This is a genomic window from Mycobacterium intermedium (assembly GCF_002086275.1).
GTDB classification, from domain to species: Bacteria; Actinomycetota; Actinomycetes; order Mycobacteriales; family Mycobacteriaceae; genus Mycobacterium; species Mycobacterium intermedium.
In genome coordinates, this window is record NZ_MVHT01000123.1 from 1 (window position 1) to 14,871 (window position 14,871).

Sequence of the window (14,871 nt, forward strand, 5' to 3'; positions counted from 1 at the left end):
CAAACCGAACTCGCGACCGTGACTGCACTGCAGGATGCATTGGGCGCGGCCGCGGTTCCCAATGCGTTTGCGGCCGCGGCCAAGGTCCGTTGGAACTGCGTCTGGAACGCCTCGACCTGGCCGACGACGGCCTGAAACTCTTTTCCATACGCACCGAACAGATTGGCGAAGGCGACCGACACCTCGTCGGCCGCGGCGGCCAACAAATTGGACGTCGGAGCGGCCGCCGCGCCGCTTGCCGCCGTCACGGTCGAACCTATGGTTTCGATGTCCGCTACGGCCGCCGAGACGATCTCCGGTTCGACAAGCAAAGACGTCATTTATTTCCCGCTCCCTGCCCAGTGGCCGGCATTCCGGCGTCATCGTATGATGACCCCGTCAATTCTGTCCTGGTTTTCCGCCGGTTTCGCGGCGACAGCTATTACACAAAGGCGGAATAGGCTTACGGCAATCTGAAGAGTTGCCGTCACCAACGTTCCGTCAGTTTCAACCCAGGAATGGGCGCGTGGCCAACACGTAGATCGCCAATATCGCAAGTGGGGCCACCAACGGCAGCCACGGCAGCTGCAGCGGGAACGCCGTCGCGACCAGGCCCGCGAATGTGAACCCCAATGACCCAACGATTGTGGGTCCGGTGCTGACCAGATCCGCGGCGGGCCCGGCATGCCGGCACACCAGATAGGCAACACCGCACAGCCCCGACAGCGCCACCAGCAAATACGACGGATCCGAAAATGCGATCACCGCCATTGTCAAGAGTACGGCTAGGGTTGCGGCCGGCCGAAATACGGTGCTTGTTGCTACCGCTGTCAACGCCGCCACGGCCAGCACAATTGCCGCGCCGTCAGATTCGAGCGCCGCCGCGGCAACCATCGGAAGGCCGAAGACCGGCGCCACGACACTGCCACGTTGCACAACAGCAGTCATCCCGCCCCCTACACCCGTCCACGCAGCCGACGGCGCCGGTCCGGCAGCGCACTCATCGCCTGATCGAGCGAGAAATCCCCCGGCCACGACAACACATCGACGCCGACGGTAGCCATGTCGCGGTACATCGCGGAGCGCTGCAGCGTCCACATCCGGACCACCAACGGATCCTGCTCGTTCTCGAAAGGCGAACCAGCCAGCACGTCGACGGCGACCACGACGTGCCCGCGTTTGCGCAAATCGATCAGCGCCAAAGCGAATTCCGTGTCAAGCAGAGTCGAAAAGGCGATGACGATCGCGCCCGTGGGGACGGCGGCGGGCGGCGCCAAGGTCCCGGTCGTGTGTTCGAAATGGTCGCCCGCGTCCAGCACGGTATCGAGCACCCGATAGAACTGGCGCTGGCCGATGTCGGCGCCAAGCCAGCGGGGGCGGTTGCCTCCGAGTGCAACTATCCCCGCGCGGTCACCATTGCGCAGGGCGGTCTGCACCACTTGCGCTGCTCCGCGCGCTATCCGTTCGGTTGCCTCGGTCGCCGGGCCCGGTGGCTGCCGGTACGTGTCGATCAGCACGATGACGTCGGCGGCGCGGTCGGTCAACCGTTGGGTCACGTGCAATCGTCCGCGGCGCGCGCTGACCGCCCAGTTCACGGCGCGCAACTGATCGCCCGGCACGTACGGGCGGATATCGGCATACTCGACGCCAGGCCCGATATACCGCGTGAGGTGGGCGCCCAACCGGTCCAGGAGGTCGGTCTGCGGAGTCGGTGTGGACTGGGGCGGGGTCAGCGGGAACACGAAAATGTAAGCGGCGTCGGCGAAACCGGTGCCGCGCAACAGTCCGCCGCGGGCGGTCACGTCGACCTGGGCTCGGATCGGATAACGACCCCAACGCGGTGCCGCCACCGCAACAGTTTTCGAGTCCCGACCGATCAACTCGATGACTTCGACGTCCATGCCGGGAAGAGCCGACACCGTGAGTTCGACCGCACCGGAGCCGGACTGAACTTCGGCCCACACCGTCACTCGGGACTGCTCGTCCTCGAAGCATCGCTGCGATGCAGGCTCCCCGTGCACCAGGACCGTCGGCGCGGGTCGCTGCCAATTGAGGGAGCTCAATACCCCGAGAAATGGCGCCGCGAACGCAACCAGTTGCCACCGACCGGCAATGACGGCAGCGCCCAACGCCACCGCGGCGCAGGTGGCGATCGCCAGCGTCAGCTCTGTTGCGCGCCAGCGCAATTCGATTTCGCGGGTGTTCCTCAACCGGACCCGCCGTCAGCGCCCTTGGTGCGCGGGACCGGCAGGCGTCGCAGCAATTCTCCGACGACGTCGGCACCCTGAATCTTTCGGACCCACATCTCGGGACGCAACGTGATGCGGTGCGCGACGGCCGGAATGGCCAGCGCCTTGACGTCTTCGGGGATGACATAGTCCCGACCGAGCAGCAACGCCCGGGCGCGCGCGAGTTGGACCAGGTCGAGTTCGGCTCGCGGACTTGCCCCCACGGCGACCTGTGGGTGGTGTCGGGTCGCTGTGGCCAGTGAGACCACATAATGCAGGACGTCGTCGTGTACCGTCACCTGCTCGACCGACTCGCGCATGGCCAGCAGATCGTGTGCGTCCACAACCTGATTGACCACCGGCTGGGCCGAGCCCCGGTCGAGGCGGCGACGCAGCATCGAGGTCTCGTCGCTCTCCGAGAGGTAACGCAGCTCCATCCGGAGCGCAAACCGGTCGAGCTGCGCTTCCGGCAATGGGTAGGTGCCTTCGTACTCGATCGGATTGTCGGTGGCCAGCACGATGAACGGCAGGGGCAGCGGGTGGGTATGACCGTCGATGCTCACCTGGCCTTCGGCCATGGCCTCGAGCAGCGCCGCCTGAGTCTTGGGCGGAGTTCGGTTGATCTCGTCGGCAAGCAGCAGGTTGGTGAAGATTGGTCCGCGCCGGAAATCGAAGCGGCCGGACTGCATGTCGTAGATGGTCGAACCCAGCAGGTCGGCCGGCAGCAGGTCGGGAGTGAACTGAACGCGGGTGAACTGCAGTCCCAACGCCGCGGCGAACGACCTGGCGATCAGCGTCTTACCGAGGCCGGGAAGATCTTCGATCAACACGTGCCCGCGAGCCAGGACGGCAGTGAGGATCAGCGTGAGGGCCGAACGCTTTCCCACCACGACCCGTTCTATTTCGTCGAGCACCGCTTCGCAGTGAGCGGTGGTGGTCGCGGCCGGTAGCGTCATGTCAAACCCGTTCCGTCATGTCAAACCTGTTCCAACCTTTGCAGAATGGTTTCCAGTGCCCGACGGCCGGGTCCGGGACCGCGATCGCCGGTGCGCGCGATGTTGTTCGGGTTAACCCACTCCCAGAGCTCGGCGCCGAACAATGTTTGCCCCGTCGCATTGAAGGCCGCCGGGTCTTTCGTCTGGCTTTGGCCGGTCGCGATTTCGAAACGCCGGGCCAGCATTGGGCGCAGATGCCGGTCCCAGTCCGCCCGCGTCGATTCCGACCGACGAATCGTGGTTTCGGTGTTGGACAACCACCTCCGCAAACCCTCGCCTAGATCGTCGGCATCGAGATCGGCGTCGGGTTGGCTTCCACTGCCGATAACCCGGCGGATGTTGAGCAGCACCAACGCCAGGGCCACGCCGGACGCAGCCAACACAAGGTGCCGGGCCTGCAGCACCAGCACCAGCACCTCTATCCCGAGGATGAGGCAGATACCAAGGGCAATAAGCTTTTTCATGTTCGGCTCCGGGAAGTTCCGGCAAGTTCCTCGCGCACCAGCTGCAGAATCCGCACTGCCTCTTGGCGATGCTGTTCGGTCATCACGTGCGGACTGAACCGGGCCTCGACGAACAGATTCACCAGTTGCGCGGCGTTATCGGCGTGCAAAGCACGGCGTCCCACGGCGCGGGCCAGAACTTCCGTGGGGGTGTCGCACTCTAGCGGGGCGGCTCCGGGGACGTTCGCCAGTTCGCGCTCCATCGCGGCGTAGCAGGCGATGATCGCCTCACGCGGGTCGCGGCTGCGGTCGGTCATCTCCGCCAGGCCGACTTCGGCGGCACGCGCCAGAGAGCCGGAAGGGGCTTCGGGCGGCGGTGGTTCGACATCGTCGTCGGCGGGTTCACCGTCGGAATCCGGCGCCAATCGAGCGCGGCGCCGCGCGGCAACGGCGGCCCCGGCGATGACCATGAGAGCCAGCGGAATTGAGCTCGCGAGGAGGATCTGCAGCACTCCCCGGTTGCTGTCGTTGTTCTCGGGCTTCTTGGGGGGTGTCGCGGTGGCAGGGGGCCCGACCGATGTCGTCGTGTTCGAATCCTGCTGTTGCTCAGGTGGACTGAGCTCGTAGGGCTGGAAGATCCGGGACAGGGCGAATGCGACAAGCAGCCACGCCAAGACCACCGCGAGGCCAATCAGAATCACGCGCCAAGGTGGCCGGGCCGAGCGGCCGCCCAGCATGCGAGACAGCTCCCCCGAGCTGGGCGCCACCGTGCGGGGATCACGCAGGCGGGCGATGATCGCGAACGCCATCATCGCCAGCGTTCCCGCGAGCGACGCGACCAGGATGGTCATTGCCACCTTGCCGCCGCCAGCGTCGGCGAGCCGTCCGCCACTGGGCGGGGGAAGATATCCCCGCAGCGCGGCAGCCGTCAGGAACAGCAGCACGATCAGGGCCACCACGCGGCCCGTCGCGTTGCCGGACATCAGCCGAAGACCAGCGACACGTTGGCCGGCCAACGCAGCACTGAGGCCGGAGTGCGCCCCATGACCGAAGGCTAGCGACAGTGGCCCGCCGCGGTCCAGTGGTCTTGTCGGCAGGCCGGTCTACTATCGAACTTATGTTCGAACTGGATATGTTTTCGCAGGTAGATCAGGATGCCGACGAGGCTCAACTGGTCGCTCGCATCACTGAACTGGAGCGGGTCAAGTCCGCCGCCGCGGCTGGCCAGGCACGCGCGGCCGCGGCCCTCGACGCCGCCCGCCGGGCCGCCGAGGCCGCCGCCGGTGTCGCTGCGGCCAAGCGATGCCGCGGTCTGGGTAGTGAAATCGCCCTGGCCCGGCACGACTCCCCCGCTCGCGGCGGCCGGCACCTGGGGTTCGCGCGTGCCCTGGTCCACGAGATGCCGCACACCTTGGCCGCACTGGAAAAGGGAGTGTTGTCGGAGTGGCGCGCCACGTTGATCGTGCGGGAGTCGGCCTGTCTGGATGTCGAGGACCGGCGCAAGCTCGATCGGGAGATGTGTGAGGACGCGGCCAAGCTGGAGGGGATGGGCGATCGCCGGGTGGAAGCGGAGGCCAAGGCCATCGCCTACCGACTGGACCCGCGCGCCGTGGTCGATCGTGCTGCGAAGGCGGAGCAGGATCGCACCGTGACCATCCGGCCCGCTCCCGACACCATGACCTGGGTCAGCGCGCTGTTGCCCGTGGCCAAGGGCGTATCCGTCATTGCCGCCCTGACCCGCGCCGCAGCCACCACCTCCGACGGCCGGAGCAAGGGCCAGGTGATGGCCGACACCCTGGTCGAGCGCATCACCGGCACACCAGCGGATGTGGCGGCGCCGGTCGCGGTCAACCTGGTGCTGTCGGACCAAGTGTTGTTCGGGGACGATTCGAGCCCGGCGGTGATGGACGGCCATGGCCCGATCCCCGCGCAAGTGGCACGCAACCTGGTCGACAACGCCCTCGCCGACAAGCGGTCGTGGGCGACCCTGCGGCGGCTCTACGCCCGACCGGACACCGGCGCGTTGGTGGCGATGGAATCGCGGTCTCGACGCTTCCCCCGTGGCCTGGCCCACTTCGTCGGCGTGCGCGACCAGCGATGCCGCACCCCGTACTGCGATGCCCGGATTCGGCATCGCGACCACGCGCAGCCGCACCGGCGCGGCGGCAAGACGACGGCGGAAAACGGTGCCGGCTTGTGCGAGCGTTGCAACTACGCGAAGGAGGCACCGGGGTGGCAGGTGACGGGAGGCACCGAAAACGGTAGACACACTGTCCGTTTCAAGACACCGACGGGAACCTGTCACCTATCCATCGCGCCACCGCTGCCCGGCTACCCACTCATCGACGTCGGCGAAGTGGAAATCGCGATCGGGGTCGCGCTCGTCGACCTCCACGCCGCCTGACACTCAGGGGCTGAACGGCGCAAAACTGCCGTCGAGAACCTGCAGATGCCCGATGGTCCGGCCGGTGACCACGCTGGGGTCGACTTGCGCCAGTTGCACTGTCGCCTGCGCGAATTCGTCCGCGGAGCTGACCTCGTCAAATCCTTTGGCGTAGTAGGACAAGCCCGGGGTCATGATCGCCTTGGAAGGTGCAAGCGCGTTCACCGCGATGTTGTGGTCGGCGAGGTCGTATGCGGCGCAGGAGGTCAAGTGCTCGAGCGCGGCCTTGGAGCCGCCATAGCCGGGCAGGACGCCGCCACGCTCTTTGTACGGCCCGGGGCCCGGTAGCCGGGATGCGATGGAGGTGATGTTGATGATCGAGCCGCGACCCGCGGTGATCATGTCGGGGCTGACGAGCTGCATGAGTTCGTACGCCGCGAACACCGCGATTTCGAAGTGCCGTCGGTACGCGCTGAGTGGGGTACTGACGAATCCCGGCCAGCCGGGCTTAACCGCAGACTTTGTTTTGGTCCGCGGCGCGGCACCCGGCGTCGGCGGCCGGCCAGGAGCGGTGAATGCGGCGTTGTTGATGAGAATCGTGATGGCGCCCAGCGCATTTCGCGACTCTTCGACCAGGCGGACGATATCCTCGCGGTCCGTCAGGTCGGCCCGTACCGCGACCGCGCGGCCGCCGGCCGCCTCGATGTCGGCGACGGTCTCGCCGATCGTTCCGGGTAGCCGCTCGTCCCACACCTGTTCGGTGCGCCCCACGACGGCCACGGCGACTCCCTCCGCCGCCAGGGCGAGTGCAATTGCCCGTCCCAGTCCCCGACTGGCGCCGGTGACTATCGCGTTCCGACCCGTCAGCATGTCACTCCGTGCACCACGATGGCGGCGGTGTGATCCACCCAGGCGTCGTCCAGTTTGTCGTCGGGATACAGCAGCATCCGCAGCATCGTCGCTCCTCCGATCAATTCGATTAGCCGGTCAGGATCGACATCGGGATGAGCGTCGCCGCGCTCGACGGCCTCACACAGTCGCACCCGCACGGCCGCGAACACGTCGGCGAAGCGGGCCATGACGCGCGCGTTCAGTTCGGCGTCGGCGGTCATGTCGGCCAGCAGACCGGGCAGGGCGGCGCGCACCACCGGGGTGGTGAACACGTCACGCGCGGCCACGATCATCATCCGGATGTCGGCGGCGAAGTCGCCGGCCGGAGTCTCCAGCGCGGTAGGCGCCGAGGGGAACGCCGCCTCGTGCACCAGCTCCGCTTTGCTTGACCAGCGCCGGTACAGCGCCGACTTGGTGGTTCCGGCCCGCTCGGCGACGCCAGCCAGACTCAGATTGGAATAGCCGGCTTCCACCAACAGCTCGGCGGTCGCTGCCCGAATGGCAGAGTCGATGCGCGGGTCCCGTGGCCGCCCGGCACCGGGGGCCTTGTCAATGGGAGACGTCTCTGCTTTCATAACGCTACCTACCGTATCGTAATTACCGCGCGAAGGAAGCACCTGTGGCCAATGAACCGGCGGTCGAGGAAATAGGCCGCATGCAGCGCTCGAGCCGCGACACCAGCACGGTACCCAAGCTGTTGTCGCGGTGGTTGTCGACGGTGTTGCCCGCCGCCCCCGAAATCACGGTGGAGAGCGGCATCGACTCGACGGGCATGTCGTCGGAGACGATCATCTTGACCGCCCGCTGGGAAGAGGACGGCAAACCCGTCGAGCAGAAGCTGGTGGCCCGGGTGGCACCCACCGCCCAGGACGTGCCGGTGTTCCCCACCTATCGCCTCGACCACCAATTCGAAGTCATCCGGCAAGTGGGTGAACTCACCGATGTGCCCGTCCCGCGGGTGCGCTGGATCGAAAACACCGGGGATGTGCTGGGGGCGCCGTTCTTCTTGATGGACTACGTCGACGGTGTGGTGCCACCGGACGTGATGCCATACACCTTCGGCGGCAACTGGTTTTCCGACGCGTCGGCCGAAAAGCAGCGCCATCTGCAGGATGCCTCGGTCGGAATTCTGACCAAACTACATTCAATCCCGAACGCGCAGCAGACATTCGGATTCCTCACCGAAGGCCTGGCCGGTGACACCGCGCTGCGCAAGCACTTCGGCTGGGTGCGGGCGTGGTACGACTTCGCCGTGCCGGGCATCGGGCGTTCGCCGTTGGTGGAGCGCAGTTTCGAATGGCTGCAGGACAATTGGCCGACAGCGGCCGATGCGGGTGAACCGGTGCTGCTATGGGGCGATGCGCGGGTGGGCAACGTCTTGTACCGCGACTTCGAACCGGTAGCGGTGCTGGACTGGGAAATGGTGACGCTGGGCCCGCGGGAGCTCGATGTCGCGTGGATGATATACGCGCACAAAGTTTTTGAAGAACTAGCCGGCCTGGCTACGCTGCCGGGTCTACCCGACGTACTGCGCGAGGACGACGTTCGCGCGACGTATCAACAGCGCACCGGCGTGGAACTCGGTGACCTGCGCTGGTTTTACGCATACGCAGGGGTGATGTGGGCGTGCGTGTTCATGCGCACCGGTGCCCGGCGGGTGCACTTCGGCGAAGCCGAGCAGCCTGATGACGTGGAGTCGTTGTTCTACCACGCCGGCTTGATGAAACGCCTTATCGGAGAGGATCAGTAATGCTCGGGCCACTAGACGAATACCCGGTACACCAGATCCCTCAGCCGATCGCCTGGCCCGGGTCGTCCGACCGCAACTTCTATGACCGTTCCTACTTCAACGCCCACGACCGCACCGGGGACATCTTTGTCATCACCGGCATCGGCTACTACCCCAACCTCGGGGTCAAGGACGCGTTTTTCCTCGTCCGACGCGGGGATACCCAAACCGCGGTCCACCTTTCCGACGCGATCGACCAGGACCGACTCAACCAGCACGTCAACGGCTATCGGGTCGAAGTCATCGAACCGTTGCGCAAACTCCGGATAGTGCTCGACGAAACAGAAGGCGTCGCAGCCGATCTCACCTGGGACGGGCTTTTCGACGTCGTCCAGGAGCAGCCGCACATCCTGCGCTCGGGCAACCGGGTGACCTTGGACGCGCAGCGTTTCGCGCAACTAGGCAGCTGGACGGGCCGCATCGTTGTCGACGGCGAAGAGATCAACGTCGATCCCGCGACGTGGATCGGCAGCCGCGATCGGTCCTGGGGTATCCGGCCCATCGGCGAGCCCGAACCCGCCGGCCGGCCGGCCGACCCGCCGTTCGAAGGCATGTGGTGGCTGTACGTGCCGATGGCGTTCGACGACTTCGCGATCGTGCTGATCATTCAGGAGGAGCCCAACGGGTTCCGCTCGCTCAATGACTGCACCCGGGTCTGGCGCGACGGCCGGGTCGAGCAACTGGGCTGGCCCCGGGTCAAGATTCACTACCGTTCCGGCACCCGCATCCCAACCGGAGCGAGCATCGACGCGACTACACCCGACGGCAGTCCCGTTCACTTCGATGTGGAGTCCAAGCTGCCGGTCCCGATCCACGTCGGTGGCGGCTACGGCGGTGATTCGGATTGGCTGCACGGGACGTGGAAGGGCGAGAAATTCGTCGAACGGTTGACCTACGACATGACCGACCCGGCGATCATCGGCCGGTCCGGATTCGGGGTGATCGACCATGTGGGCCGCGCGGTGTGCCGCGAGGGCGACGCGGATCCGGTAGAAGGCTGGGGTCTTTATGAGCACGGCGCATTGGGACGCCACGACCCTTCGGGCTTCAAGGACTGGTTGACGGTCGCGCCCTAGCGCAATTCGTTGACGACCGCCTCCAGCACCGGCAGGGCGATCGGCTTGGGCTGGTACAGAAAGACAGTGTCGGCGATGCCGTCGATGCGGTCGCGGACATACGCCGCAATGTCGGCAGGGGCACCGCAGCCCGCCAGGGTGTGCAGCATCTCGTCGTCGATCAGGTCGGCCATATCGTTCCAACGGCCTTGTTTGGACATCGCATTCAGCTCGGGCTGCAATTCTTCCCAACCGTGGGCCGCCAGCACCGGCCGGTAAGCGGGCGTCGACCCGTAGAACGCCAGCAGTCGGCGCGTGCTCGCGATGGCCTCCGGATCGTCCGACGACACGATGATTTCGGGGATGATGACAAACTCGTCGGAGCCGCGCCCGCTGGCCGCAAGACCTTCGCGCACCGCGGGCATGGTGCTGTCGTGCAGAAAACGCTTGGAGCCGAATGGCATCACCAACAAGCCGTCGGCGTGCTGCGCCGTGGCCCGGGTTAGCTTAGGCCCCAACGCACCCACGTAAATCGGGGGCGGGCCGTAGGGATTCGGACCCGGACTAAAGGTCGGCGTCATCAGCGTGTGACGGTAATAGTCACCACGAAAGTTCAAGCGGGAGCCGGTGTTCCACGCGTCGAAGATCGCGCGCAGGGCGGCGATCAGCTCAACCATGCGACCTACCGGGTTGTCGAACTGCGCCCCGAACCGCTTCTCGATCTGCGGACGGATCTGGGTACCGAGACCGAGGCGGAACCGGCCGCCGGAGAGTAATTGATGATCGTTGGCTTGATGTGCCAGATGGATGGGATTGCGCGGAAAAGCGATCGCCACATTCGTCATCAGGTCGAGCCCGCCCACCGTCGCCGCCAGCGTGAGCGGAGCGAACACGTCGTGCGGTCCTTCGAAGGTTGCGACGCCGTGTACGCCGGCGTCGCGCAACGCCCGTGCGTTATCGGCCGCATCCGTGAGCCCATACAGGGCTGTCAAGACTTTCAACGCGTCTGCCTCCGTTTTCGGAAATCAATTTCATCCTAGGGAGAGCCGTCCAAATGATGTTGACTAGAGGGCGTGACGAACCCGCCGTGGACTGTCGACGTCGTCGTGGTGGGTGCCGGCTTCGCCGGATTGGCCGCGGCACGAGAACTGACGCGACAAGGTCATGACGTAGTGGTGCTCGAGGGCCGCGACCGCGTGGGCGGTCGCTCCTTCACCGGCAGCGTCGCTGGCCTGCCAATCGATTTGGGCGGATCCTTTGTCGGCCCCACCCAGGATGCCGTCCTAAAGCTGGCAGCCGAACTGCAGATTCCCACCGTCCCGACACGCCACACCGGCAAGAACGTGATCCGCTGGCGCGGCGCGTCGCGCTCGTACAGCGGCACCATTCCGCGGCTGTCACTGCTCGGCCTGGTCGATATCGGCCGGCTGCAGTGGCAACTCGACAGGATTTGCCGCGACGTTCCGATCGACGCCCCCTGGAATGCGCCGCAAGCCCACCACCTCGACGCGGTGTCGTTGCGGGAGTGGTTGCGCATGGTGAAGGCGACGGCGAGCTCGCATGACCTGATGGCGATCATGAGCAGGGTGACGTGGGGCTGCGAGCCCGAGGATGTGTCGATGCTGCACGCCGCCCGCTACATCCGTGCCGCCGGTGGCCTGGACCGACTGCTCGACACCGACAACGGTGCCCAGCAGGACCACTTCCCGGGCGGCACGCAGCAGATCGCCCTCGCCATGGCGGCCGAACTCGGCGACCGTGTCGTGGTCAACGCGCCGGTCCGGCGCATCGAGCGGCACGGAGCGGGCGTGACGATCACGACCGATCGGGGCCAGGCCGAGGCGGGCTTCGTCATCGTCGCGATCCCGCCGGCACACCGCGCCGCCATCGAGTTCAGTCCCCCGCTCCCACCGGAGTATGACGAGCTCGCCAGGAACTGGCCGCAGGGCCGGCTGAGCAAGGCCTACGCCGCGTACGAAAAGCCGTTCTGGCGGGCCAACGGTTTCTCCGGTCAGACCCTGTCCGACCAGGGACCGGTGTTCATCACCTTCGACCTCAGCCCGCACGACGACGGGCCCGGCCTCCTGCTGGGATTCGTCGACTCTCGCAACTACGACTCGCTCCCTGCCGACCAGCGCCGACGCGATGCGCTGCGCTGCTTTGCCGCGGTATTCGGCGATGAGGCGCTCACGCCGCTCGACTACGCCGACCAACGGTGGGGCACTGAGCAATTCGCGCCGGGCGGACCGACCGCGGCGGTGCCGCCGGGGTCTTGGACCAGATACGGGCGGTGGCTGCGCGCGCCGGTCGGGCCCATTCATTGGGCCGGCACGGAAACCGCGGACGAATGGACCGGGTACTTCGACGGTGCCGTCCGGTCGGGCCAGCGGGCGGCCGCCGAGGTCAGCGCGTTGTTATGAGCTGATCCGGTGGACCGACCCGTGCCGGGTCGCCGCCATCTCGGCGAGGGCACGCAGGTGCCGATTCACCTCGTGTGGCTGTTCCAACATCGAGCAGTGGCCACCGGGCAACTCGACCAAGTCGATGACGTTCGGGGCGGTCTTGGCGATATGCCGCGCTGCGGCGATCGGGGTGAGCCGATCCCGCCGGCTGCCGATGACCAGTGTCGGCACTGTCAGGCCGTCCAGGTTCAGGTAGCCCGTGCCCACCTCCTCGACCAGCATCTTTGCGCAACCACCGCGCCCAGCGGGCGATGTCTGGGCGAACAACTCATAGACCAGCTGCGACGCGCTCGCGTCGGCGTCGGCGGCGACGGCCATCATCGCAATCAGGTAGCGCGTCGGGATCCGGACCGCCCCCGGGATCGGGATGCCACCAAACGTACTGATCAGCCTGCGACCGGCCAGCACCCGCGCCGGCGACAGCTCGCGTGGCACCGGCAGCAGTTTCACCTGGCGCAGCAGGTCCCCGGAGGTGGTGTTGATCATTGCGACGGCGTCGGCACGCCGGGCCACCTTGTGGCGGTAGCGGTGCGACCAGGCGGCGATCGTGATTCCACCCATCGAATGCCCGGCGATCACCGCGCGCTCATGCGGGGCCAGCGTCGCGTCAAGGACGCAATCCAGGTCGGACGCAAGGTGTTTGAGGCTGTAGTTGCCCTTTCGCGGAACGCCGCTTTGGCCATGGCCCCGATGGTCGAACGCGATCACCCGGTACTCGGACGACAAGTCGGCGATCTGGTGGGCCCAGGCTCGGGAGGCACACACGATCCCGTGGGTCAACACGATCGGGTATCCGTCCGGGGGCCCGAACACCTGGGTGTGCAGTGGGGTGCCGTCCTGGGCGCGGACCTTCAGGGTCTGACTTGGCGGCAACGCATCCGGCGACGGACACGGAACACTGACCTGGGACTTCCGAGCAATCATCGCCGCTCCCCTTTTGAACGCGGCCTCGTTGCCGCACCCTGGATCGCAGACTTTACCTGAACGTAAAGAGAGGCGCGGCGGTTAGGTGCGGCGACGCCGAGTCCGTTATCGCCCTGTGACGTTCGGGGTCGACGAAGACGCATCCGCCGGGCAGTTGGCCAGCCGCCCCCTATGCAGTTCCCGTTGGATACGGGCGGCGTGTACGACGGCGTTGGCGGTGCGGCAAGCGTGCGTGTCAAGGTGCGAGGGGGAAATGGGCAGGCCGGCCGCAACCCTAAGCACCATCACGGCCAAAGCTGTACCGGTTCGATGAGGCACGATCAGCAGGTTTGCGCTGGCGTCACGACCAATGATGGTCAGCACGTGCTGGTGCATGCCTTCCCAACCAGGCACATCCAACCTGGGCGGAGCCTGCGAGGCGGACCAACCGACCTCTATGTCGACGATCTCCCCCAGACGTGCGCCCAAGAGCGAGACCAACTGGGGAAGCTCGCGCCCAATGGCGGCGCTCCGGGGCCACCAGGCTCCGTCGATGTGACGTCCGAGCGTTGAGGCCAGTGTCACCCGAACCGTCCCTGATTTCCGATCCACGCGCGGGCCCCTCGAACTCGAAATCGACCGCCTACGGGTGTAGGACGACGGAGTCGTATTGCCTGTCGATCTGCTCGCGCTGGTCGTGCGTGAGGACAACGGTTGAAAACAAAACAGCTCGTGTCCGACGTTACGCCATCGTCCGTGCTCAGGATGAAATATGAGACGCTGACTGCCGTGGCCCCGATATCCCGTCGGGAGTTCTTGGCGACGGCGGTGGGCGGCGCCGCTCTTGTGGCCGGCTGCGCCGCGCCCGATCACCACGCCGGCAAGCCGGCGCCGCCGGACAACGACTCGGTGCTGATAGTCGGGGCAGGTATTGCGGGTCTGGCCGCCGCGCGCAGCCTGGCCGATGCAGGCCGGCCGGTGCGGTTGATCGAAGCCCGCAATCGAATTGGCGGGCGGGTCAATACAAACCGCGACTGGAACGCACCGCTGGAGCTGGGTGCGTCGTGGATTCACGGCACCACCGACAATCCGCTAAACGAGCTCGCCGAAAAGGTTCGGGCGCAACGGGTTCCGACCGCCTACTACGAGTCGGCAAAGTTGGCGATCGACCCGCGACTGCCCAGGGTCAACTACGACAACAAGGCCTGGCGCCAATTCGTTGCCGACGCAAACGCGGAAGTCGACGGCGGGACGCTGGCCGCGGCCGTCGAGGCCGCGGCCAGCCGCGAAGAACTCACCATCACCGAGCGCGCCGAGCTGGCGTTCTACATCAACTCCGAAATTGAAGAGGAATACGCCGCCGACGCAGATCAGCTGTCGGCCAACACTTTTGATCAGGGTAACTTCACCGGTGGCCCGCAGGTCGTCATCACCAACGGCTACGACGCCATACCCCGGCTGCTCGCCGACGGCCTGCAGATCGAGCTGAATACGACGGTCACCGCGGTGGTCCGCCGGGACACTTCCGTCACCGTACGGGCCGGCGACCGCTCGTTCGAAGGACGCGCCGCCATCGTCACGGTCCCGCTCGGCGTCTTGAAGTCCGGCGCCATCACCTTCGACCCCCCGCTTCCCGACGGGCAGCTCCGTGCCGTGAACGCCCTAGCCCGGATTTTTCGTGAAACGTTGTGAGTTTCGGGGTGTAGATATGCGAAAGTGCCTGTCCTGCAAGGAATAATTGGA

General features: G+C 66.1%; 16 protein-coding genes. 5 read left to right on the plus strand and 11 right to left on the minus strand.

Annotated elements, in window-relative coordinates:
* From BST27_RS27490 to BST27_RS27515, 6 genes are all read right to left on the minus strand, one after another.
* On the minus strand, positions 1-320 hold a 320-nt coding region (locus tag BST27_RS27490), incomplete at its 3' end, for a PE family protein (protein WP_139805407.1).
* A gap of 166 nt (positions 321-486) precedes the next feature.
* Complete coding sequence (locus BST27_RS27495; RefSeq protein ID WP_069419183.1) at positions 487-927, minus strand: hypothetical protein; 441 nt, start codon at positions 925-927, stop codon at positions 487-489.
* A gap of 8 nt (positions 928-935) precedes the next feature.
* Complete coding sequence (locus BST27_RS27500) at positions 936-2,189, minus strand: DUF58 domain-containing protein (RefSeq protein WP_069419184.1); 1,254 nt, start codon at positions 2,187-2,189, stop codon at positions 936-938.
* Entirely contained in the window at positions 2,186-3,163 is a 978-nt protein-coding gene (locus BST27_RS27505) for an AAA family ATPase (protein ID WP_069419185.1), read from the minus strand. Before BST27_RS27505 ends, BST27_RS27500 begins: the two co-directional genes overlap by 4 nt.
* A gap of 20 nt (positions 3,164-3,183) precedes the next feature.
* The gene (locus BST27_RS27510) at positions 3,184-3,666 is read right to left on the minus strand and encodes a hypothetical protein (protein WP_069419186.1); all 483 of its coding nucleotides are present in this window, start codon (positions 3,664-3,666) and stop codon (positions 3,184-3,186) included.
* On the minus strand, positions 3,663-4,628 hold the full coding sequence (locus tag BST27_RS27515) for a DUF4129 domain-containing protein (protein WP_069419187.1): 966 nt from the start codon (positions 4,626-4,628) through the stop codon (positions 3,663-3,665). Before BST27_RS27515 ends, BST27_RS27510 begins: the two co-directional genes overlap by 4 nt.
* Positions 4,629-4,762: 134 nt before the next feature.
* Here BST27_RS27515 and BST27_RS27520 point away from each other — a divergent pair, with 134 nt between their 5' ends.
* Positions 4,763-6,049 carry an HNH endonuclease gene (locus BST27_RS27520; RefSeq protein ID WP_069419188.1) on the plus strand — a complete coding sequence of 429 codons (1,287 nt, stop codon included), beginning with the start codon at positions 4,763-4,765 and terminating at the stop codon, positions 6,047-6,049.
* Positions 6,050-6,052: 3 nt separating this feature from the next.
* Here the strand turns inward: BST27_RS27520 and BST27_RS27525 are convergent, their stop codons facing one another.
* A complete protein-coding gene (locus BST27_RS27525) occupies positions 6,053-6,898 on the minus strand; it encodes an SDR family NAD(P)-dependent oxidoreductase (RefSeq protein WP_069419189.1) in 846 nt (281 codons plus the stop codon).
* Positions 6,892-7,494, minus strand: a complete 603-nt coding sequence (locus tag BST27_RS27530; protein ID WP_069419190.1) for a TetR/AcrR family transcriptional regulator — start codon at positions 7,492-7,494, stop codon at positions 6,892-6,894. The genes BST27_RS27525 and BST27_RS27530 overlap by 7 nt, the downstream gene beginning before the upstream one ends.
* A gap of 44 nt (positions 7,495-7,538) precedes the next feature.
* Here BST27_RS27530 and BST27_RS27535 point away from each other — a divergent pair, with 44 nt between their 5' ends.
* Together BST27_RS27535 and BST27_RS27540 are read left to right on the plus strand one after the other, a co-directional pair.
* Entirely contained in the window at positions 7,539-8,669 is a 1,131-nt protein-coding gene (locus tag BST27_RS27535; protein WP_069419191.1) for a phosphotransferase family protein, read from the plus strand.
* Positions 8,669-9,784: an Rv3169 family protein gene (locus BST27_RS27540; protein ID WP_069419192.1), complete on the plus strand. Its 1,116-nt coding sequence runs from the start codon at positions 8,669-8,671 to the stop codon at positions 9,782-9,784. Before BST27_RS27535 ends, BST27_RS27540 begins: the two co-directional genes overlap by 1 nt.
* On the opposite strand, the gene BST27_RS27545 is transcribed toward BST27_RS27540, so the two are convergent.
* Complete coding sequence (locus BST27_RS27545) at positions 9,781-10,764, minus strand: TIGR03617 family F420-dependent LLM class oxidoreductase (RefSeq protein WP_069419193.1); 984 nt, start codon at positions 10,762-10,764, stop codon at positions 9,781-9,783. The genes BST27_RS27540 and BST27_RS27545 overlap by 4 nt on opposite strands.
* Positions 10,765-10,836: 72 nt before the next feature.
* Here BST27_RS27545 and BST27_RS27550 point away from each other — a divergent pair, with 72 nt between their 5' ends.
* Positions 10,837-12,183 carry a flavin monoamine oxidase family protein gene (locus tag BST27_RS27550; protein ID WP_079220029.1) on the plus strand — a complete coding sequence of 449 codons (1,347 nt, stop codon included), beginning with the start codon at positions 10,837-10,839 and terminating at the stop codon, positions 12,181-12,183.
* Here BST27_RS27550 and BST27_RS27555 read toward each other — a convergent pair.
* The gene (locus BST27_RS27555) at positions 12,178-13,149 is read right to left on the minus strand and encodes an alpha/beta fold hydrolase (RefSeq protein ID WP_069422647.1); all 972 of its coding nucleotides are present in this window, start codon (positions 13,147-13,149) and stop codon (positions 12,178-12,180) included. The two genes, BST27_RS27550 and BST27_RS27555, sit on opposite strands and share 6 nt — an antisense overlap.
* A gap of 105 nt (positions 13,150-13,254) precedes the next feature.
* The gene (locus BST27_RS34875; RefSeq protein ID WP_346243003.1) at positions 13,255-14,004 is read right to left on the minus strand and encodes a DUF5994 family protein; all 750 of its coding nucleotides are present in this window, start codon (positions 14,002-14,004) and stop codon (positions 13,255-13,257) included.
* Here BST27_RS34875 and BST27_RS27565 point away from each other — a divergent pair.
* A complete protein-coding gene (locus BST27_RS27565) occupies positions 13,918-14,820 on the plus strand; it encodes an FAD-dependent oxidoreductase (RefSeq protein ID WP_232007487.1) in 903 nt (300 codons plus the stop codon). The genes BST27_RS34875 and BST27_RS27565 overlap by 87 nt on opposite strands.
* Positions 14,821-14,871: the final 51 nt, after the last annotated feature.

Excerpts from the sequence above, each read along its gene's own strand:
- BST27_RS27495 (WP_069419183.1), bottom strand. The coding sequence starts at position 927 with ATGACTGCTGTTGTGCAACGTGGCAGTGTCGTGGCGCCGGTCTTCGGC.
- BST27_RS27505 (WP_069419185.1), bottom strand. The coding sequence starts at position 3,163 with ATGACGCTACCGGCCGCGACCACCACCGCTCACTGCGAAGCGGTGCTC.
- BST27_RS27510 (WP_069419186.1), bottom strand. The coding sequence starts at position 3,666 with ATGAAAAAGCTTATTGCCCTTGGTATCTGCCTCATCCTCGGGATAGAG.
- BST27_RS27515 (WP_069419187.1), bottom strand. The coding sequence starts at position 4,628 with ATGTCCGGCAACGCGACGGGCCGCGTGGTGGCCCTGATCGTGCTGCTG.
- BST27_RS27520 (WP_069419188.1), top strand. The coding sequence starts at position 4,763 with ATGTTCGAACTGGATATGTTTTCGCAGGTAGATCAGGATGCCGACGAG.
- BST27_RS27525 (WP_069419189.1), bottom strand. The coding sequence starts at position 6,898 with ATGCTGACGGGTCGGAACGCGATAGTCACCGGCGCCAGTCGGGGACTG.
- BST27_RS27530 (WP_069419190.1), bottom strand. The coding sequence starts at position 7,494 with ATGAAAGCAGAGACGTCTCCCATTGACAAGGCCCCCGGTGCCGGGCGG.
- BST27_RS27540 (WP_069419192.1), top strand. The coding sequence starts at position 8,669 with ATGCTCGGGCCACTAGACGAATACCCGGTACACCAGATCCCTCAGCCG.
- BST27_RS27555 (WP_069422647.1), bottom strand. The coding sequence starts at position 13,149 with ATGATTGCTCGGAAGTCCCAGGTCAGTGTTCCGTGTCCGTCGCCGGAT.